Source organism: Filifactor alocis ATCC 35896, from assembly GCF_000163895.2.
GTDB lineage: Bacteria > Bacillota > Clostridia > Peptostreptococcales > Filifactoraceae > Filifactor > Filifactor alocis.
Genome location: NC_016630.1, coordinates 1,035,122 through 1,056,406, shown reverse-complemented (window position 1 = coordinate 1,056,406; position 21,285 = coordinate 1,035,122). Strand labels below are relative to the sequence as shown.

The window sequence follows — 21,285 nt, the reverse complement described above, 5'->3', positions numbered from 1 at the left end:
CAGAGTCTTATGTTTGTTTTGGAAAAGCTATGCTATGAAACAGAGTGGATGAGGTGTGAGTTGAGGAGAATATGTTTTTCTCCTCGACTTTATTATATGATGTGTAGAGAAGATACATTCTGTTGCTTTGTGATACGAGTACCTGTTAAAACTCATATGAGTGATTCAGTCTCCATGAATAATACTTCTAAGCTGTATTTTTTCATAATTATAGTATCTGCTTTATGTATGCTCTGTCAGTTTTTAGTATGAAATATTTTTTTCTTGAGGCTTAGCGGTATTTGAAATCAATCGTTTGTGGAAAGGGAGAAAGTTGCTTAGAAGGTTCGAAAGAAAGTGCGGAAATTGTTTTTTGTTAAGTGAGTAGAAGGAGAGGTCGTAAGATGAAAAATATAAGAACAGAAATCATTGAGTTGATGAAACACAGCGAATATAAACCGATGACAGAAAAACAATTGACGAGTCATTTCAGTTCCAGTCGTGAAGATATGAAGATTTTGAGAAATGTGGTATCTGACTTGGAGAAGGAAGGTTTGATTTATAAAACGAAGAGAAATACATATGGAATTCCTTCTAAGATGGGGTTGGTTATCGGGAAATTGATTGTGACACCAAGAGGGTATGGATTTGTGGAATCCGAGGAGAGAGAGTCAGACTTGTTTGTTGCAAATACCAATATGCGTGGCGCATTGAACGGAGATAAGGTAGTTGCGAGAATCAAACCGAGTCATGATACACGAGACAGACAAGAAGGGGAAATCGTTAAGATTTTGGAACATGGAAGTTATGTGTTTGTGGGAGAGTACGAAGATTCGGGTAGATTTGGATTTGTAATTCCTGAAGACAAAAGAATCCATACGGATATTTTTATTCCGAAGGGAAAGAACAAGGGAGCCGTATCTGGAGACTTGGTAGAGTGTGAGATTACCAAATTTTATGACGGAAAGAGAAATCCGGAAGGAAAAGTAACAGAGGTCATTGGAAAAAAAGGAGAGTTTCATGTTGACTTTCTTTCTATTTTGAAACAATATCAGTTGATGGATGAATTTCCTAAAAAAGCATTGAAACAGGCTGAAAAAATTCCGTCTGAAGTGCAAGAGGACGAGTTAAAAAACCGTTTGGATTTGAGAGAAGAGTTGACCTATACGATTGACGGCAGTGATACGAGAGATTTTGACGATGCGATTTCCGTTTCGAAGGATGAGCATGGTAACTATCATTTGGGAGTCCATATTGCAGATGTCACTCATTATGTAAAAGAGCATACACCTCTTGATAAAGAGGCGCTTAAGAGAGGAACGTCGGTCTATTTGGTAGATAAAGTGATTCCGATGTTGCCGAAGGAACTCTCAAACGGAATCTGTTCCTTGAATCCCGATGTTGATCGATTGACCTTGTCTTGCTTGATGACAATTGACAAAAACGGTGTTGTGATGGAACATCAGATTGTGGAGAGTGTGATTCGTTCGAAGTATCGTCTTGTGTACGAAGATGTGTCTCATCTATTGGAGACAATTGATCGTACAAAACAGTTTACAGAATTGGAGCAAAGTCTTATTTTTGCAGAGGAGTTGGCAAATATTCTCTTTGAGGTAAGAGAACATCGTGGTGCGATTGAATTTGATTTTCCGGAGTCAAAAGTGATTGTAGAAGATGAACAGGTACTTGATGTTCAAGTCAGAGAAAGAAAAATTGCCAATGATATGATTCAAGAGTTTATGTTGATTGCAAACGAGACAGTGTCAAAGGAATACTTTCATAAGAAATTGCCGTTTGTCTATCGTGTACATGAACAGCCGGCAGAGGATAAAATCAAAGAGTTCAACAACTTTATTGCAGTGTTTGGAGTTCATGCGTCCTTAGATGAAGAGGCGAATGTGGAACCGAAAGATTTACAAAAGATTCTCAAAGAAGTAAAGGGAAGAGAAGAAGAGGATATTATCTCAAAAATGATGCTCCGTTCATTGAGACAAGCGCGGTATTCTCCTGTCAATGAGGGACATTTCGGATTGGCGGCAAAATATTATACCCATTTTACGGCACCGATTCGTCGGTATCCGGATTTACAGATTCATCGAATCATTAAGATGGATATTCATCACTATCTGAGTGGGAAAAAAATAGAAGAGCTTTTTTCTGTAGTAGACAGTGTTTCGAGAAGTTCTTCCGATTCTGAAAGAAATGCAGAGCAAGCAGAGAGAGATTTTGAAAATCTGAGAAAAGCACAGTATATGGAACGCTTTATCGGACAGGAATTTGACGGAAAAATTACTTCCGTTACCAACTTTGGAATTTTTGTTACTTTGGAAAATACCGTAGAGGGATTGATTCGAATCAACACCTTGGTCGATGACTACTATATTTATGATGAAGAACGGTTCCAGTTGGTCGGAAGACATTCCAAAAAAATATTCAAAGTAGGAATGAAAGTGCGTGTTATGGTAGAGAGTGTGAAACTGGATTTGAGAGAAATCGGATTTCAGTTTGTAGATGCGATAACAAAACCATAAATTTTGTAAAAATAAATGCTTAACGAAGTCATATTTTGAGAATATATTGAAGTATAAAGAACAGAATTTATATGAGAAGTCTTGTAAAAATAAGAATTCTCTTGTAGATTAGATTTAGGTGAATCAGTTATAAATTTGGGGAGGAACAATAATGAATACATTAGTTACAAAAGTGGTGGACGGAGTTTATTATATCGGTGTAAATGATAGAGAAACTGCACTGTTTGAAAATATGTGGCCGTTACCGAAAGGAGTGGCATATAATTCCTATGTTATCATTGATGAAAAGACTGCGTTGATGGATACGGTAAAAGCGATGTCAACAGAAGAATTTTTGGATAGATTAGAGATAGCTTTGGATGGAAGACCATTGGATTATTTAGTTGTTCATCATATGGAGCCGGACCATTCAGGTTCTATTCGTTCGACAATTGCGAAATATCCTGATGTAAAAATAGTCGGAAACAAAAAAACAAAAGAAATGTTGCAACTGTTTTATGAAATCTCCGATGAAAATTTCATAGAAGTAAAAGAAGGAGACAAAATAGAACTTGGAAAGAGAAGTCTTCAATTCCACATGACACCGATGGTACATTGGCCTGAATCTATGGTAAGTTATGAAAGTTATGACAAAATCCTATTTTCACAAGATGCATTCGGAAGTTTCGGTGCACTGGATGGAGCGATTTTTGACGATGAATGTGATTACGAAAAATACAAAGACGATACAGAGCGTTATTTTGTAAACATTATTTCCAAATATGCAAAACAAACCGAAAAAGCATTGCAGAAATTAAGTGCATTAGATATCAAAATGATTTTACCTGTACATGGATTGGTGTGGAGAAGTCATCCTGAAGTAATTTTGAAACGATATCAAGATTTGGCAAGCCAAAAATTAGAAAACGGAGTTGTATTGGTGTACGGTTCTATGTACGGAAATTCAAAATATATGATAGAAAATGTAGCGAGATATCTCGCTGAAGAAGGCGTTAAAGACATTCAAGTATTCGATGTGACCAAAACACATAAATCCTATATTACAACAGAACTTTGGAAGAAAAAAGGTATTATCTTGGCAAGCTGTTCTTATGACAACGGTTTGTATCCTCCAATGGCAGACCTTCTTCATACAATGAGAGGAAACAAAATGTCAGGTCATGTACTTGGAGTAGCGGGAACATTCAGTTGGAGCGGCGGTGGAGTTAAAAATTTGGTTCCGCTTGGAGAAGACTCCGGTTATGAATTGTTAGAAGATTGTGTAGTAGAAGCAAAATGTGCTCCTAAAAAAGATGATTTGGACAAATTAAGACAACTTGCAAAAGCAATGGCGGAAAAACTAAGAGGAGAATAGAATGAAAGATTCAAATGTCAAAGTTGTAGCAAAAAACAGAAAAGCACGATTTAATTATGAGATATTGGAAACTTATGAGGCGGGGATTGAGCTGAAGGGAACAGAGGTGAAGTCCGTTCGTGCATCAAAAGTCAACTTGACAGAAGGATTTATTTCAATCGACAACGGCGAGGCATTTTTGAAACAGGTTCATATCAGCCCGTATGAACAAGGAAATATCTTCAATGTTGATCCGGTGCGTGTTCGAAAATTACTGCTCCACAAGAGAGAAATTAAGAAACTCATTGGAGAAACAGCACAGAAAGGTTTTACTCTGGTGCCACTGTCTATGTATCTCAAAAACGGAAAAGTGAAACTGTCAGTCGGTTTGGCAAGGGGAAAAAATATCCATGACAAACGGCAAGATATGGCAAAAAAAGATGCACAGAGAAGTATCGAGCGAGCAATGAAAAATTATTAAGAAAATGATTTTGTGGGGCAATAAGACGAACATTGACGATAGCATGATGCCCCATCTATCATATTACAATCAGAAGATAGAACCATGAGTTTTATCGCAGAATTAAAAAAAAGATACTTTGGGATATGTTCTCAAAGTGTCTTTTCTTACAAAACAGAATGGATGGTTTAGATTTTTCATAGTATAATTTTTATAGAAAATAATTATCGTTAGGAGTACAGTTTATGAAAAAATATTTGGCGATATGCATTTTATGTGTTTTGATGACAGTGTTGTTTGGTGCTTGTCATTCTTCTCCTATTCAATCCAAATTATCCTCTTATCAGTGGAAGTTGGAGAATATCTCATATTTAGATGGAACAGATATTGCAGATACAAATAAGGACGAGATGCAACAGGTGACACTTGTTTTTGAAGAAAATACTTTTACATTGACGGATGAGACGAATTCAAAAGTACAGACAGGAACTTATCTTGCTGAAAAGGCTTCCGGTCCTCCTGAATGTTACAAATTGGATATCAGTTTTGATGATTCACAAAACAAGACAATAGGAGTATATGGCATCAGAAGATATGTTGACGGCAGCGTTGTTGCGACCGTTACAGTTCCGACAGAGGATAAGGTATTCTCTTTTGTTGCTGAGTAAACAAAGACTTCGTTGAGGGATTGCTCACGAAGTCTTTTTTATCGGATACGAATCGCTGATGAAAGATATTATAATACGAAAACCCAATTAAACTCTTGAACCGATAGTTGCACTTTTGATTGTTTCACTAATCAGTTTATTTACACTTTTACAGAGTCTGCCCATAACTTTTTTAAGTGTCTGAAACACTTTATTTTTTATGGAATAACAATGAGTTTTATAATAAAAAACTGTTTTTTGATACGATGATATTGGATTCTCATTCTTTTATCATCACAGGGTGTTTCTATCCTTTGAAATGGTGTTTGGTATCAGGCATCGTAAACTGTTTCAAAGACTTTTTGCATCTATGCTATCATTGAAAATATGGTGTTACATGACGGCTGCTTTTTATTGAAATGGATATCTGTTAATTAAAAAATTAAATGAAAATTTGTGCCGGTTGTGGTATGATAGAAATGTCATAATCGGCACAAAATTTTTTTGTTACAGAAATTTTGTTACATAGAATCACATATCATATTTTGATGGATACAGAAGTTTTTTAGTACAAAAATTTCTGCTGTTTTGTTATGCAATGCAGATAGTGTAAGAATAAGAGAAACTTCGAAAGAACAGAGTCATCAAAATTTTGCTTATGAAAAAAAGTTGTAAAAGGGAGTGTATACTTTGAAAAAAAATCAGAAGTTTTTTAGCGGGCTTTGTCTGTGTTTGACAACGATGTTATTGTTGTGTGCTTGCGATGTTAATCAGATTAAAAACAAGATAGCAAATACAGAAGAAAAAAGTGTGGATACATCTGATATCCAAGATCAGACAAAGGAAGATATTAAAGAGGTTAGATTTTATGGTTCGGACTATACATTAGGTCAGTTGATAGACGCGGGTATCGGCTCTCCGACTTATGAATCCTATCAATCTAAAGAAGATGGAAGAACCTATGTAAAGATTACCGGAAATATGGTTTATGACGGTGTTTCCGTTGTGGCAGTTTTGAAATATGTGTGGCTTGGAATGTCTTCTGACGGTTCAGCAAGTTATGAATTCCATAGCTTGACCTTCAATGATGTTCCACAGAATGAACTTGCAATAGACCAATTTTTTGAGTTCTTAGAAGAGTGTGCAATCAAAAAATATGGTGCTGTGTTGTCGAGTAAATCAACACAAACTTATAGTCAGGATCTGTCAACAGCAGAATATGTGTTACCCGATTCCGGTATGAGATATTTGGAATTGGAAGAAGTAGAGGCACTTGCAGATTACGGTGGAAAAGACCTGATTCGCTTAGCGGTTAACGAAATGTATGCAAGACATGGATTTGTGTTCAAGAAGCCGAAAAATCAGGAGTATTTCGAAAGAAAATCTTGGTATTACCCACAACCCGGATTGACAGACAGCTATGTGAAAGAGCATTTGTTCAATGACTATGAAAAAGCTAATTTGGAAATGTTGCTGAAGGTGGAAAAGCGATTTAATTAACAGTATAAAAAATCAATATCACATCAACCGGTATCAAACCGGAAGGAATTTATTATTTGGTAAAACGGGAAAAGAATGCTTATTTTGATCAATAGGCATCTTTTTTTTTGATGCAAATACGATTTCAAAAAAATTTTTAAAAAAATAAAATCGTGTAATATGAATTATAGAGAATAGGAACATTCTTTTTCGAAAAAACGCAGAAAAATATAGTGATAACAAGTTTATAGGTTCGATATAGAATGAAAAAGAGCAAGCTGTTTCGTTCATATTATGAAAACAACAATATTCAGAGTAAGGAAGGTTATTTGTTCTTGAAATGGAAGTGAAAGACGAGAAACACCTTAAATCGTTGGAAAAATGAAACAGCAAAGAGTTTGTTTCTTGTGTAGAAGTACAACGAAACAAACTATGATTTTCTCATAGATTTAGATAATTTGAATATTGTAAGAGGATAAGATTCATTTTTGATAATTTCAAAAAATTTGAGTTGACGTCTCCAATTATAAAAATGAATGATATCTTTCAATAAAGTTCATAATAAAATCGAATAAGACATATTAATACTTACTGTTCAAAAATAAAGGTTTATTATATTGATGAATTTGATATAATAAAGATATAAAATGAATGAGATAAGGAGAAAGCATCATGGCAACCATTCAAAAATTTGAAAGAAAAAATATCAAAAAAGAGAATTCGAAGTTCTCTGCTCTTAGAACAACCATAGAGACTGTTTTTTATGGAAATAATGTTGTTAGGATAAATTCTTTGGCAGAAGCATACGAACTTGCGAAAAAGTCTTCCGGAACGATAGTGACAGACTTGCCGGTGTTCCGTGCAGAAGAGATAGGACTTCCGTCTGATGCAAAAATTTTGCTGTACAATGATGGTGTAGTGACGGGAAGATATGCAAAAGGTAGAGTTGTGATAGGTCACAAGGATGTCGATGAAAAGAAATATACAGGGATTGCAAGAGAAGCAGCTTTTTATGCACAAGGGAAAAAACTGTATTATGCACAGGCGTACATAGGATTGCATGAGGGATTTATGGTGAATGCACATCTCATTGTAGAAGAAGGATATGAAAACACGCTGTATAATTGGTTGCTGAATTTTCAGACAAAAACAGAAGAGTATCAGGCGATGTATCAATCGTCTCAAGTATTAGACGAAACGGATATCTATGTACTGTCCTTACCGAACTATATTCCTCAAGGGCATGAAAAAGGACTGTCTTTGTTTGATTCGAATCATAATTCCTTGTTATTGTGCGGAATGCGTTATTTCGGTGAGCATAAAAAAGGAACTTTGACTTTGGCATGGGAAATTGCAAACAGAAACGGTTATGTTTCTTGTCATGGAGGTTTGAAACAATATCAATTAAAGGACAAGGAATATACGATTGCATTCTTCGGATTATCCGGTTCAGGAAAATCTACCTTGACCCACAATACACATCAAGATAAGTATGAGATTCGCATTTTGCACGATGATGCATTTGTTATTTCTGATAAAGACAAGTCTACCATTGCATTAGAACCTTCGTATTTTGACAAAACACAGGATTATCCGATGGAAGATCAGGCGAATCAATATTTGATATCAGTCCAAAATTGCGGTGCCACATTGGATGAAGAAGGTCGTGTTGTGTTGGTAACAGAGGACATCCGAAACGGAAACGGTCGTGCAATCAAATCTAAATTTTGGACAAAGAACAGAGTGAACCACATGAAAGAACCGGTAAATGCAATTGTTTGGTTGATGAGAGACAGTGCGATTCCACCACTGTTGAAGATTGACAACTCTGTGGTTGCATCTATCTTCGGGGCGACATTGGCAACCAAGAGAACGACTGCCGAACGATTGGACAGTGCGGAAGAAATGGAGAAATTGGTCATTATTCCGTATGCAAATCCGTTTAGAACCTACTCTTTAGGACAGGATTATCATAAGTTCAAAGCACTCTTCGAAGACGGAACGACAGATTGCTATATTTTGAACACCGGACATTTTATGGGTAAAAAAATTCCAAAAGAGACAACGCTACATCTATTAGAACAGATTGTTGATGGAAGCATATCTCTTGAGAGTCTTGGGAAATTAAGCCATATTCAATACGCGAAAATAGACGGATTTTTGCCGAATATGGAAGAAGAGAATTATCAGGCAGCTTGGGAGAATGCATTGAACAACCGACTTCAGTTTGTCACAGAGCAAAAAGGAACAGCGGACGAATTGCCGGAAGAAGTAGAGATAGAATTGAATCAATTAAAAAATCAAGTGAGATAATTATTTATAAAGGACACTTTTGTTTTTGAGAGAGGACAGAAGTGTTTTTTGTGAAAAGAGGGATGTCATTATTTGTTCAAATTATCGTACTATTTATTATGCAAACAGATATTTATGAGGTTAGTTTTTTTGAAATCAGCATGGTGTTTTTTTGTACCAAAGAACAGATGAGAGTAAGGAATATTGTTTGTAAATGGAAAAATAGGACGATGTACTTCTGATTTCCTTTCACACACAATTTGCACTTTGTGAAAAAAGAAAATCGTAAAAATACTATTAAATCATGAAAATAAGGGTATACATATGACATGATTAGGCTTGTAATATGTTTTAGATAAGAAAAAACCGTGAGGGGGAGCAAAGATGAAAAATGTGTATATGATGGTTACAGATTGGTGTCCACACTGTAAAAGAGCGAAGAATTGGATGGAAGAGCTGAAACAAGAACATCCTGAGTTCCAAAAGGTAAATGTGGAAATCATAGATGAGGAAAAACAGGAAGAATTGTTGAAACAACATAATTTCAATTATTACTATGTACCTACCTACTATGTAGAGGGAGAAAAAGTGCATGAGGGAGTTCCGACAAAAGAAATTGTGCAACAAGTCTTTGAAAAAGCGTTGGCAGAATAACAGAACGTTCAAAAACAACGAAGTTTGAATGAGTGATGCATTCGGCGGAGTTGTTTTTTTTGTGCGAAAAAATTGAAATTCATTTTATAATTTGCTTTAATAATGATAAGATAGGAGTATAAAAAATGAACTTGGAAGGGATTGTATGGCATATATTGAGAATTTTTTTGAATTGTTTTTTGAGAATAAAAACAGTTTGAATTTACAGTTTTATCAGGGAGACATCAGCAAAAAAGAATATATTGAACAAAATTATGCGTTTTTGAAACAGTTAGGAAAACTTCCATTTAAGAAGGTGGATAATTTGTGGAAAGCTATCTACAATTATCAGTATTACAATATGACCGGGAAATATTTTAAGATGCTCGCAAAGGAACTTGAAGAGAAAAATAAGCATCCTGAAAAAGCAAAAGAATATTTTGATAAAGTTAACTACTCCTATCGAAAAAAAGACGATAATATTTTTTATGTGATGAAATTGGTGGACGGGATAGGAATAAGAGCCTATCCGATTCGTGTCAAGTCAAGTTATTTGAAAGAAAAACTGTTTGAAGTTTTTTTGGAATACGATGATATCACAGCTATTTTTCATTCCGTGAATCCGGTTTTGAAAAACAAGCTGTGTGAGATGGGAATTTTTGAAACAAAAAGTCAAGAATCATTGATTGATCAATATGTCAATTCATATTATTAAGGCTCAGATTTGGAGAAAAAAAGCATAAATGAATTCTAAGAGAATAGCATTGATGACTGTAGTAAAAACTTTTGTTAAGAGTGTTTTAAGAGTTGAATTGATGAAAAAACTATGTTTATCAGAAGTTCTGAACAAAGAAGGAATACAGTAACAGATGTGTAGGGGATATGTTTTGTAAAAAGGATATGTTGTGATAGAGTCAATCAACATAGAAAAGGAATAAGGTTGGGATTGAGAACGGTATGAAGAAAAAAGAAATCATAGAAATTACTGTCAATGAATTTTGTTTAGACGGGACGAGCAGGGCTATCAAAAAGGATGTGAAATTTTCTGTAAAACATGGGATACCAGGACAAACCGTAGCGATGTATATCAAAAAATTACGACAAAATCGAGGAGAAGGAAAAATTGTAGAGATTTTGGAACATTCTCCCTTGGAAACAGAATCCGTCTGTGCACATTTTGATGTCTGTGGCGGTTGTTCCCTGTTGCCGATTTCGTACGAAAAGCAACTGGAACTGAAACAACATGCGTTGTCCGATTGGTTTGTCAAAAAAGGACATGAAGAATTTCAGGAAATAGAAGTAATCGGAAGTCCGGACAGTCGAGAATATAAGAATAAAATGGAATTTACTTTTGGGAATGAACAAAAAGATGGTCAGTTGACATTGGGAATGCATATGACAAACCGGAGCAACAGTATTGTGTTTGTAGAAGATTGCCGAATTGTGGATGAAGATTATCGACAAATTCTGAAAGCAACAGTATCTTATTTTAGAAAACACAATTTGCCGTTTTATCATATTATGAGAAGAGAGGGATACCTTCGCCATTTAGTGCTTAGAAAAGGGAAAAACACAGGCGATATTTTGGTGAATTTGGTTACGACGACACAGCTTGACTTTGATTTGAAAGAGTACTGCTCTTTATTGTTGGACTTGAGTTTGGACGGGCGTATCACGGGGATTTTGCACACAGAGAACGACTCTTTTTCCGATGCGGTTATTCCGGAAAAAATAAACTGTTTGTATGGAACGGAGTTATTTGAAGACAAAGTGCTTGGAATGAATTTTAAAATATCTTCTTTTTCCTTCTTTCAAACCAATACCAAGGGTGCGGAGATTCTTTATTCTAAAGTTAGAGAAATGGTCAAAAAAGTTTTGGAACATCGACAAGAAGAAACTATTTTTGATTTATACAGCGGGACAGGAACAATCGGGATTTTGGTTTCGACCATCGCGAAAAAAGTCATTGCAATCGAATTGATTGAAGAAGCAGTGGAAATGGCAAAAGAAAACGCGAAGATGAACGGTGTCGAAAATGTTGAATTTATCGCAGGAGATGTTGCTAAAGAAGTTGGAAAACGAGAGGAAAAACCATATTTGATTATATTAGATCCTCCGCGCAGTGGGATGCATCCCAAAGCAATCGGAGACGTTTTGAACTTTGAGGCGGAAAATATTATCTATGTTTCATGCAATCCGAAGATATTTGCAGAAGAGTTACATCTGTTCAAAGAAAAAGGATATCAGGTGATGGATAAAGTAGGTGTAGATCAATTCCCGAATACAAATCATTGTGAGACGGTAGCGTTATTGTCCAAACTTGATGTCGATAAACATATAGATGTTGAAATTAAGCTTGATGAGCTTGATTTGACAAGTGCTGAAAGTAAAGCGACTTATGCACAAATCAAGAAATATATATTGGAAAAGTTTGATTTAAAGGTTTCGACACTCTATATTGCACAGATTAAAAAGAAATGTGGAATTGTACTGAGGGAGCATTATAATAAATCAAAAAAAGAGAAACAGGTTATTCCACAATGCACACAGGAAAAAGAGGAAGCTATCATGGATGCGTTAAGGCATTTTAAGGTGATTTAATAGAAATGGAGGGTATTTATGAGATGGATATTAAAAATAATCTTATTTCCAATAATATTACTTCTATCAATACTAATTTCTTTTCTAAAATTCATAATCAGCGTTAGTGGAATGACTTTAGGAATATTATCATTCTTAGTTGCAACATAGTCAAGTAAATGGACACACTTTTTAAATATATTTTTATGGAAAGACAGAATTACTCCTGCCTTTCCATGTAAAACTGTTCTATTTCATCCGGAGTGTAATCTCCAAGTGAAGAGTGAGGGCGTTTCGAGTTGTATCGATTTATGTATTCAAAGCAGCATAAGCGTAGTTCATCCTGGTTGCGGAAAGATTTACGGTTAATACATTCTCGCTTCATATGGTGGAAGAAGCTTTCCATGCATGCATTGTCATATGGATAGCCTTTCTGGGAGAAGGACTGAACAACATTACATCTTTCTAACATTTGTCTAAATGTAAGTGCAGTGTATTTAGAACCACGATCTGAATGAAAGAGTACATATTCAGGTTCACCTCTATCGAAATAAGCATTTTCAAAAGCTTTCATAGTCAAGTCTACATCATGACGATTAGAAATACTCCAGCCAATGATTTTCCTTGAAAATAAATCCATCACAACACAAAGGTAATGGAAAGAGCCGTTGACCTTGATATAAGTATAGTGCACAGGATTTCATCAATGAAGGAGATACGGAGCTAAGCGAATACGACGAGAAGATTGTAAGGAAGTATATCAAAGAGATACGCGTCTTTGATAATAGACTTCAGGTGTTCTTTAAGGCTGGAATTGACATAGACATTACAAGAGAATAACCGAATTTTGCAGCAGGGTTTTAATGCTCTGCTGTTTTTTTTATTTCTATGAGGGAACTGTAAATTTTGAATAGTGAACATTGAAAACATCAACCTTTTGGTTTATAATATATTCTAACGTTACTATGTTCTAAGAGTATGAGTTTGAATAGAGAAGGTGGAATTATGAGCACTTCAAATTTAATTAGAAATCTTTGTAAAGAAAAAGGTATTAGTGTTGCAGAATTGGCTCGTAGAATTTGTCAGACACCGCAGAATTTCAACAAAAAGTTAAAGCGAGAGACAGTGAGTACAGAAGAACTTATGCAAATTGCAGATGTATTATGAGTTGTATTTGAACAGTCCTATATTCTTGAAAATGGAGAAAAACTAATTATTACAAGTGAGTCCTGATAAATGGACACCTTATTTTGTATTATAAGTTTAGATTGCAGAAGTTTTTCTGTATTACAGATATCAGATGAAAGGAGAGCTGTGGTAGTTTTTGGAGCAAATACCACACAAGCTGATGATGCGTAATATAAATGAGTTAATAGGAATAATAAACGGCATTAGCTACGACGGTATTATCAATAAGATAGAGGTAGCCGGATTATCTTCGTGGGTAAAAAAGAACAGGAACTTATCTTACGAGCCTAGGCAAGCTCGATTAATTTCACTGGTAGAACAAGTGCTTGAAGATGGAATCATCACAGATGAAGAACGAGAAATGCTTATAGATAATTGTAGTCAATATACAGCTCTTGAAACTGATTTCTCTGCGAAGATTTATGAACTTAATGGAATCATTGAAGGCGTTATCAGTGACAATGAAATCAATGAAAAAGAAGTGTGTCGCTTGCAGGAATGGATGAGAACTAATGAATCCTTCATTCGTGATCATAAGCCTTCTAAAATCATCTGTGAAAAAATAGATCAGATACTTGAAGATGGTATTGTTACTCAGGCGGAACAAGAATCACTTCTAGAAATACTCAAAAAGAGATTAAACGATGCGCAGATAGAAACGAAAATAGGGTACTTAAAAACCTGTGTCAAAGAAAGAAAAAATCTCGGCATTGATTTGATTGATTTATTGGATAATGCTGAAGCAATAGATATTATTCATAACCGTGCAGAGAGGGAACTGGGCATTGCGTTAAATTCGTATTCTGGTACCTATGTCCATGATCCTGAAATTGTATTTGTGTCTCTTGTTTTAATTGGCATGCTCTACTATGATGGAGCTTTTTATGAATCCGTAAGAAAAACTTACAAGAACTTGTACCAGCGGTATTCAGAACAAAAGGTAGAAGGGCTTATTCGAACGTTATTAAATAAGTACAGAATAAAGGATGATGTAACAGGAACAAAGACTCGTATTATCAATGTGGTATTAGCGGGATCTATTGTACCAAGCTATTATCTGGGGGCATTCTTTGAGTTTATCTACGACATATATAAGTTGAATTTTGATAGCGATTTGCCTGATGATTTATATGGTGAGTTTCGGTTTGTTTATGATGGATTGCAGAATGTAATGCGTTCTGAAAGTGACGAACTTCAAGTTAATGTAACGAAGAAAACATATAAATTGATTAAATCAACAAAGCAGCTGATTACTAATCCAGTATATAACGATGCAGTTATTAAGCTTAGTATCATTATTGTTAGACTGATTGATAAATATATTTGGGACAAGGATAACGTTCTTTACAATCCATATTTGAAAAGAGGATATGAAGAATGGCTTTCAACAATTAATAGAGAAAAAGAGTATGGACATCGAAGCAAATCCGAACAATTAAGATCGCGTTGGGAACCAGAATATGTTTTGAATGGGAATACGGTTTATTTAGTTCCTCCGATTCATCGCGTGAAAGCTACATATGATTTTCGAAATATCAGAATCATTGTTAAGAATGAGGAAAAGGTCATTTATGATGATTATGTAGAAGATATCCGTGAAATCATTGGTGGGTATCAGATTAAGAATCCTGCAATTGAACTTTCTAATCCACTTGGAAGAATTGTTTATCAGTTGGTAGCAGGAAATGAAGTGATTTATGAGAGCAAAACCAGATTGCATCGTAACTTCATTGTATTTGATGAGAGAGGGCAGGAACAGGCAAATAATAAAGACTATTCTGGAACAGCTGTTTTCTGTACGAAGAGTAAGGTTGATAAGCTGTATTTGTATTTTTCAGGAGAGTCATATTGCCTATCTTCATATAGTGCACACTTGGGAGATGCTGTTCTTGTCGATAATAAAGTTTTCAATTTTTCTGAGATGATCCGTCCTGGTGTGTTTGGTGAAAAATATGATGGATATTTCGTTGCGCAGGCTGATTGCAAGTTTGAAGTATTTAAAAATGAGGTATTCCTTGTTTTTGAAAGTGAGTTTACGGACAGTAGTTTTGAAATCCAAATTAATCAGCGCTCGTATAAAATGGATGCTTTTGAACATTCTACAGTTGAAAGAAAAGGAATCAATAAGTATTCGCTAAAACTTGATTGTTTAGATTCAGGAATTTATCAGCTAAGAGTGAATGCGTTACATTCTGGCAAAAGAATCAGTGTGTTACGTACTCAATTTGCTATAGATAAAAACCTTCATGTTGAACAGGTTGAGAACAACAAGAATTCATATATTGTTTCTGTGGAATCTGATTTGATGTCACAACCAATTTTTGATGAGATATGTATTCAGGATTTTAGAGAAGACTGGATTAAGTTAAATTGGAATAATCAGGAATATATTTATTATGTTCCATTCCGATTCCCGTTATACAGGATTGATAATGGAGATTGGAGACCATTTTCACAAGAAATTTGGATCGGTGATATTACTCAGGAAAGTTCAATTGATCTGTATGGATGCAAATATGACAAAATATGTTTACTAACCAGTGCTGGTCAAATCGAAGAAGCACCTGGGCTTAAGAATGAAGGAGTATTTAGCAGATTCTCTGCAGGCTTCTTACTGTCATATAAGTCGAATTATGATTGCGTGGGAATAGTGTTGGTTGCAGAAGAACGCTTTCATGAGGGAATCTGGTGTTACAACAAATGTATTCTTGATGAGGATAAAACAACGGTTATTTATAGTCATGAAGACAAAGCTCTTGTTGTCACGCCGTGCTTTTACGGACAAGGGAATATTAGGTTTAAGATAATTGATGATGAGGATAATGTCGTATATACAAGTTCTGCTTTGGAAAAAGAAGTTCAAGAGAATGTATATGACTTATCATCTTTTATAAACTATAAAGTGATTTTCTTTGAAAAAGAGAGAGGACTTTCGCTCAAAAAAGAACACATTTTAAAGGAATTTCCAATCGTCTTTTATGCGAGAGAAGATTTTGTAGGGAAATCCTTCAAAATTAAGGAAGTTTACTTTGATCAGTTTGTCAGAGGAGAGTTCCTAAGAAAGCGACATTACTTTAATACAACATATGTTTATTTTAAAGAAATGATAAGTGGAAATGAATATATAGGTGAAGTATATGTAAGAACATACAATGGTGCGTTTATGTTGGATAACATAAATCCCGTTGATATTGAAATTTGCAGTGATGTTATAGATGGAATGATAGAATTATCTATTACTAAGGATGGAGATGGGCTGTTGCTTGATTTCGATCATCATGGAATTATGAATTCGATGGACGATGGCAAAGCTGTTGATATCTTTTCTTACAATATCGATATGAAGGGAGTTGAATCAGTGTGAGCAAGAGAAATCCTATTGAACGATCTCAATACATAAATAGTCAGTATAAAGAATATCTTAGGTCTTCTTTTGAATTTAAAACTCCAAAGTTACAAAAATTGTTTGAGCAACAATTGGAAGTTGAAGATTTATTTAAGGGGCCTTATGTCGATTTGAATTTGCCATTTAAAAGAGGAATGTCCTTGGATGAAATGATTGCAGATGGTGCAGTATGTAAATCATTTCGTAGATTGGGAGATATGAATTTTGAGAGGCCTTTATATTCTCATCAGGAAGAGAGTATTAGGCGTATTTGCTCTGGCCGAAGCGCAATTATTACAACAGGTACTGGTTCAGGAAAGACAGAGAGTTTCTTGTATCCAATTCTAAATGAACTGATGTCTGATGTAGAAAAAGGTAATATGGAAGTTGGTGTTAGAGCAATATTCTTATATCCAATGAATGCTCTTGTAAACGATCAGATTGATCGAGTAAGAAAAATACTCATACAGTGTCCTGAAATTACGTATGGATTCTTTACAGGGGAAACGAAAGAAAGCGTTCCTAAGAATTATCGTGAGAAATATGGTGCAGAGAATGATACTTTCATCCCTGAGAATGAATTGGTTTCGAGAGAAGAAATTAGAAAGAATCCACCACATTTGTTGTTCACGAATTATTCTATGCTGGAATATTTATTGATCAGGCCAAATGATTATTCAATCTTTGCTCCAGAGAGGTTAAATAACTGGAAGTTTGTTGTTCTTGATGAGGCACATTCGTATTATGGCTCATTGGGAATCGAATTATCATTGTTGATTCGTAGGTTGACAGGATTGGCTCCAAATAAACCACGCTTTATTCTAACCAGTGCTACGTTGGGTGAACAAGGCAAATCTGAAAGTGAGATCGTAAATTTTGATAGAAGCCTTACATCTGCAAATTTTGATATTCAAGATATCATCTTCTCTAAAAGAATTTTACTATCTAGTTCGAAGCTGAGTTATACGATTGATGCAGGGGATTATTCTGAAATAAAGAAAGCGAAGAATGATATACAGACGGTTAGAACCATTGGAAATAGATACAAAAACGTAGATTCAATGGACTTGAAGAGTTACCTGTATGAATTGTTTGTAGGTGATAGAAACGTCTTCCATCTATATGAAATATTAAAAGATGGAAGTAAGAGCTTTAAAAGTATTCTTGCTAGCTTTAATAATCAAATAACATCTGAACAGTTGATAGATTTGATTGATCTCATCAACATGGCAGAAAAAGACGGGATAGGTATTTTTGATCTGAAATACCATTCTTTTGTGCGCCCATTAGCTGGTGCATACATCACTCTTGGAAACAATCCACAATTAAGCCTTACTAAAACCAATATGCTTGGTGATTTAAAGGCTTTCGAAGCTGGAAACTGTAGATATTGTAATTCACCATACATAATCGGAAAGATTCAGCGTAATGAAGGTGATGGGCTTGACCATCTCTATCAGAACAAGGAAGTTGATATTTATGAAAACTATGGAAATAACGAATTTGTAAGCATTGATTACTTCTTGTTGAGCAATGAATTAAATGAAGAGGAAGTTGACCGCGATATCCTTGAAGAGTATAAGGTTTGTTCAAAGTGTGGTGCGATTCATGTTGCAGGAAATTTAAATGCACGCCGATGTAATTGCGGAGACATCTTTCAACATTCTATATTTAAAGTTCTCCAATCAAAGAAGGATGGAGAAGAAACGGCGTTCAATAATATAAATCAGTGCCCTTGCTGCGGTCACAAAGCAAGAGCAGGTGTTGTTAAGAGTTTGAATGTAGGAAAAGATGAGGGAACTGCACTACTTGCTCAGATTTTGTATGAAGCAATTGATGATGTAACAGAGACTAAAAAGAAAACTGGTAAACTGTCTTTGAAGAGAAAAGAAAGCATTCAATCAGAACCAGAGACGTCAAATGTAAAGCAATTTTTGGCATTTTCCGATAGTCGTCAACAAGCTAGCTTTTCAGCAGCTTTCTTGGATTCTAACCAGGTTAGAATGCTACAGAAAAGACTGATCTGGAAAGTAATTGAAGATAATCAATATAGAACTATTTCTGTAGATCAGCTTACTGCAACTCTTTCGGGAATGATTAAAGAAGGTAACTTATTTCAAAATGATTTAAGTGCACATAAAAATGCTTGGATTACAACACTTGTTGATCTATTAAAGGTTGATGGTTCGAATGATGGTGAAGGTTTAGGATTGTATTTCTTTGATGTTGATCTAACTGACATCATGTCTCAAGTTGACGAAGAGGACGTTGAAGCTGAATTTGGAGAATATAACATTACAAAGAAGGACCTGGAAACAATTATGCAGGTTGTATTTGGTATATTCAAAGTTGCACCTGCCATAAACTCGATCAAATCAACATTAACTCCAGATGAAAAGATGGAAGCTTTGGAATATAGAAGATTTGATAACTACGTAATGTTCAATTGCCCTAAGACAATAAATGGTGTTAGAAGTTTCTTACCTGTAAAGGGAAAGGATAATATGGTTGTTCGTTATGTTCAGAAAGTTTGTGACTGTGACGAAGAATCAGCAAAAGCATTGTTGGAGGTTGTTTTTAACAACTTGGCCGTTGCGGGTGAATTGTTTAAGAAGCATGAAACTAAGGAATGCTATCAAATTGAAGCAAGTAAGTATGTAGTTAAGAATTATAAGACCTCAAAATACTATATTTGCTCTAAGTGTGGTCGTTTGACTCCATATAATGTCCATAATAAGTGTGTTCAGGATAAATGTGATGGCACATTGAGTGAAGTAGATCTGGATGAGGCGCTTGCAACGAATTATTACAGAAGACAATATAAGACAAAGAAAATCGAAAGCATTGTTGTTAAGGAACATACTGCTCAGCTTGATCGAAAGAAGGCAAAGCAATATCAGCAAGACTTTAAAAATAAAAAAATCAATATCTTAAGTTGTTCAACAACTTTTGAGATGGGTATTGATATTGGTAACCTTGAAACAGTATTTATGCGAAATGTACCACCATCACCTGCGAATTATGTTCAGCGTGCAGGACGTGCAGGAAGAAGAAAAGATAGTGCAGCATACATTTTGACATACTGTGGGACTGGATCTCATGATTATACATACTTCTGTAGTCCGGAAAAAATGATTTCTGGTGTCATTAAGCCACCATATTTTAATGTAGTAAATCATAAGATAATCGTTCGTCATTTGATGGCTACATGTTTAGGATTCTTCTTTAGACTACACCCAGATTATTTCAGCAGTATTGATGAATTAGTCTTTGGAAAAGCATTAGAGGAGTTTAAAAGCTATATTTCAAGTCATCCGAGTGATTTGAATACCTATATCAACGAGAAAATACTCCCTGGGGATGTATATCAAGATTATCACAACTTTAAATGGTTTGATGAAATCGAAGGTAATGATGAAAAGATGGAGCATTTTGTTTCAACAATTAAATCCATTGCAGAAGAGTATGAGAAGGCGAAAAAGGAAGCTGTAACAGAAGAAAACTATAAGGAAGCGGATTATTACCAAAGACAAATTGAGAATTTGCATAAGGAAAAGGTAATTGATTCACTTTCAAAGTACTGTGTCATTCCTAAATATGGGTTCCCGGTTGATGTTGTTGAATTGCAAATATATAAAGAAGGTATTCTGGATAATAGCTATGATTTGAGTCGCGATTTAAAAATAGCGATATCAGAATATGCTCCGGATTCAGAAATCATTGTTGATGGCAAGAAATATACTTCAAAGTATATTTCCTTACCTAAAACAGGAGAATATCCACGAAATTATTTCTGCACTTGTCCTAATTGCAAAAAGATAAATGTGTCTGTAAGTACAAGAACTGGAAATGAGTGCAAGTATTGTGGAGAACCTCCTGGTACAGTGGTACAAGAATTTTATATTGAACCAGTAAACGGATTTAAAACTGGTATCACGAAAGAAAGTACTCGTGCGAAGCCAAAAAGGTCATATGCTGGTGAAGTATCATATCTTGGTGGTGGTATAAAGGATGAGAATGTTGTTTCTTTATCAAATGCTATTACCATTGAGACAACCACCAATGATGAGCTCCTTGTCATGAACAAGTCATCATTCAATATGTGTCCAGTATGTGGATATAGCGACATAGTAAAAGGAAAAGTAATTACACCTACATCATTAAAGAAACACAAGAATTACAGGCAATTTGATTGCTCTTGTGAAGAACTTATTCAAATTAAGCTTGGACATAGATTCCAAACAGATGTAGCTCGATTTACTATTCCTATGTTAGGATCCTTTACGAAGGAAGATTATGCAATTGCGTTGTCATTTATGTATGCATTTCTTGAAGGAATAAGTATTGGACTTGGGGTTGAGAGAAATGACATAGAGGGTGTTCTTGAACTGAACCTAGAGCAGCATAGCTATGATATTTTGATCTATGACAATGTTCCAGGAGGAGCAGGTCATGTTAAGAGACTGGTTGAGAAGAACGCTGTAATAACATCTTTAAATGCAGCATATGCGAAAGTATCACAACAATGTTGCGATGAAAACACTTCTTGCTATAACTGCCTTAGAAACTATTACAACCAAGCAAATCACAGTAAATTAAAACGCAAGTATGCTCGTGATTTCATTGAAAGTCTATTGAGACAAATAGGTGTTAGACCTTAAAACAGTCTTTATAGGTATAAGGGAGAGCGTGTTTTGGAAGCAAAATGTATTATTCAGCTTCTTGTATCTGATGATGTTGCCTCATGCAGAAATATATGTGCATGAAGATGACAGTAC

At 35.1% G+C, this 21,285-nt stretch carries 13 protein-coding genes; 12 read left to right on the top strand and 1 reads right to left on the bottom strand.

The features are described from left to right. The first annotated feature begins 383 nt into the window (after positions 1-383). From rnr to rlmD, 9 genes are all read left to right on the top strand, one after another. Entirely contained in the window at positions 384-2,510 is a 2,127-nt protein-coding gene (gene rnr, locus HMPREF0389_RS04655; protein WP_014262537.1) for a ribonuclease R, read from the top strand. 151 nt (positions 2,511-2,661) lie between these two features. Continuing rightward, complete coding sequence (locus HMPREF0389_RS04650; protein ID WP_014262536.1) at positions 2,662-3,864, top strand: FprA family A-type flavoprotein; 1,203 nt, start codon at positions 2,662-2,664, stop codon at positions 3,862-3,864. A 1-nt stretch (position 3,865) separates the two neighbouring features. Beyond that, positions 3,866-4,324 carry an SsrA-binding protein SmpB gene (smpB, locus tag HMPREF0389_RS04645; RefSeq protein WP_014262535.1) on the top strand — a complete coding sequence of 153 codons (459 nt, stop codon included), beginning with the start codon at positions 3,866-3,868 and terminating at the stop codon, positions 4,322-4,324. A 224-nt stretch (positions 4,325-4,548) separates the two neighbouring features. Continuing rightward, positions 4,549-4,971 (top strand): hypothetical protein, encoded by a 423-nt coding sequence (locus HMPREF0389_RS08890; RefSeq protein ID WP_014262534.1) that lies wholly within the window; start codon positions 4,549-4,551, stop codon positions 4,969-4,971. A gap of 669 nt (positions 4,972-5,640) precedes the next feature. Then, positions 5,641-6,450 (top strand): YARHG domain-containing protein, encoded by an 810-nt coding sequence (locus HMPREF0389_RS04635; RefSeq protein WP_014262532.1) that lies wholly within the window; start codon positions 5,641-5,643, stop codon positions 6,448-6,450. 651 nt (positions 6,451-7,101) lie between these two features. After that, positions 7,102-8,742: a phosphoenolpyruvate carboxykinase (ATP) gene (locus tag HMPREF0389_RS04630; protein WP_014262531.1), complete on the top strand. Its 1,641-nt coding sequence runs from the start codon at positions 7,102-7,104 to the stop codon at positions 8,740-8,742. A 363-nt stretch (positions 8,743-9,105) separates the two neighbouring features. Then, the gene (locus HMPREF0389_RS04620; RefSeq protein WP_014262530.1) at positions 9,106-9,375 is read left to right on the top strand and encodes a TlpA family protein disulfide reductase; all 270 of its coding nucleotides are present in this window, start codon (positions 9,106-9,108) and stop codon (positions 9,373-9,375) included. Between the two features lie 145 nt (positions 9,376-9,520). Beyond that, positions 9,521-10,069 (top strand): DUF6648 family protein, encoded by a 549-nt coding sequence (locus HMPREF0389_RS04615; protein WP_014262529.1) that lies wholly within the window; start codon positions 9,521-9,523, stop codon positions 10,067-10,069. Positions 10,070-10,311: 242 nt separating this feature from the next. Continuing rightward, a complete protein-coding gene (rlmD, locus tag HMPREF0389_RS04610; protein WP_014262528.1) occupies positions 10,312-11,955 on the top strand; it encodes a 23S rRNA (uracil(1939)-C(5))-methyltransferase RlmD in 1,644 nt (547 codons plus the stop codon). A 199-nt stretch (positions 11,956-12,154) separates the two neighbouring features. Here rlmD and HMPREF0389_RS09365 read toward each other — a convergent pair whose 3' ends face one another. Next, positions 12,155-12,628: an IS3 family transposase gene (locus HMPREF0389_RS09365; RefSeq protein WP_169308504.1), complete on the bottom strand. Its 474-nt coding sequence runs from the start codon at positions 12,626-12,628 to the stop codon at positions 12,155-12,157. Positions 12,629-12,939: 311 nt separating this feature from the next. Between HMPREF0389_RS09365 and HMPREF0389_RS04605 the strand changes: the two genes are divergently transcribed. The 3 genes from HMPREF0389_RS04605 (at position 12,940) to HMPREF0389_RS04595 (ending at position 21,168) form a co-directional block, all read left to right on the top strand. Further along, entirely contained in the window at positions 12,940-13,101 is a 162-nt protein-coding gene (locus HMPREF0389_RS04605) for a helix-turn-helix domain-containing protein (RefSeq protein WP_049770202.1), read from the top strand. 157 nt (positions 13,102-13,258) lie between these two features. Next, positions 13,259-16,486, top strand: coding sequence for a hypothetical protein (locus tag HMPREF0389_RS04600; protein WP_041250803.1), 3,228 nt, complete (start codon positions 13,259-13,261; stop codon positions 16,484-16,486). After that, complete coding sequence (locus HMPREF0389_RS04595) at positions 16,483-21,168, top strand: DEAD/DEAH box helicase (RefSeq protein WP_014262524.1); 4,686 nt, start codon at positions 16,483-16,485, stop codon at positions 21,166-21,168. The genes HMPREF0389_RS04600 and HMPREF0389_RS04595 overlap by 4 nt, the downstream gene beginning before the upstream one ends. Positions 21,169-21,285: the final 117 nt, after the last annotated feature.

Coding starts and splice junctions, on each gene's coding strand:
- HMPREF0389_RS08890 (WP_014262534.1), top strand. CDS start 4,549: ATGAAAAAATATTTGGCGATATGCATTTTATGTGTTTTGATGACAGTG.
- HMPREF0389_RS04615 (WP_014262529.1), top strand. CDS start 9,521: ATGGCATATATTGAGAATTTTTTTGAATTGTTTTTTGAGAATAAAAAC.
- rlmD (WP_014262528.1), top strand. CDS start 10,312: ATGAAGAAAAAAGAAATCATAGAAATTACTGTCAATGAATTTTGTTTA.
- HMPREF0389_RS04650 (WP_014262536.1), top strand. CDS start 2,662: ATGAATACATTAGTTACAAAAGTGGTGGACGGAGTTTATTATATCGGT.
- smpB (WP_014262535.1), top strand. CDS start 3,866: ATGAAAGATTCAAATGTCAAAGTTGTAGCAAAAAACAGAAAAGCACGA.
- HMPREF0389_RS04620 (WP_014262530.1), top strand. CDS start 9,106: ATGAAAAATGTGTATATGATGGTTACAGATTGGTGTCCACACTGTAAA.
- HMPREF0389_RS04630 (WP_014262531.1), top strand. CDS start 7,102: ATGGCAACCATTCAAAAATTTGAAAGAAAAAATATCAAAAAAGAGAAT.
- HMPREF0389_RS04605 (WP_049770202.1), top strand. CDS start 12,940: ATGAGCACTTCAAATTTAATTAGAAATCTTTGTAAAGAAAAAGGTATT.
- rnr (WP_014262537.1), top strand. CDS start 384: ATGAAAAATATAAGAACAGAAATCATTGAGTTGATGAAACACAGCGAA.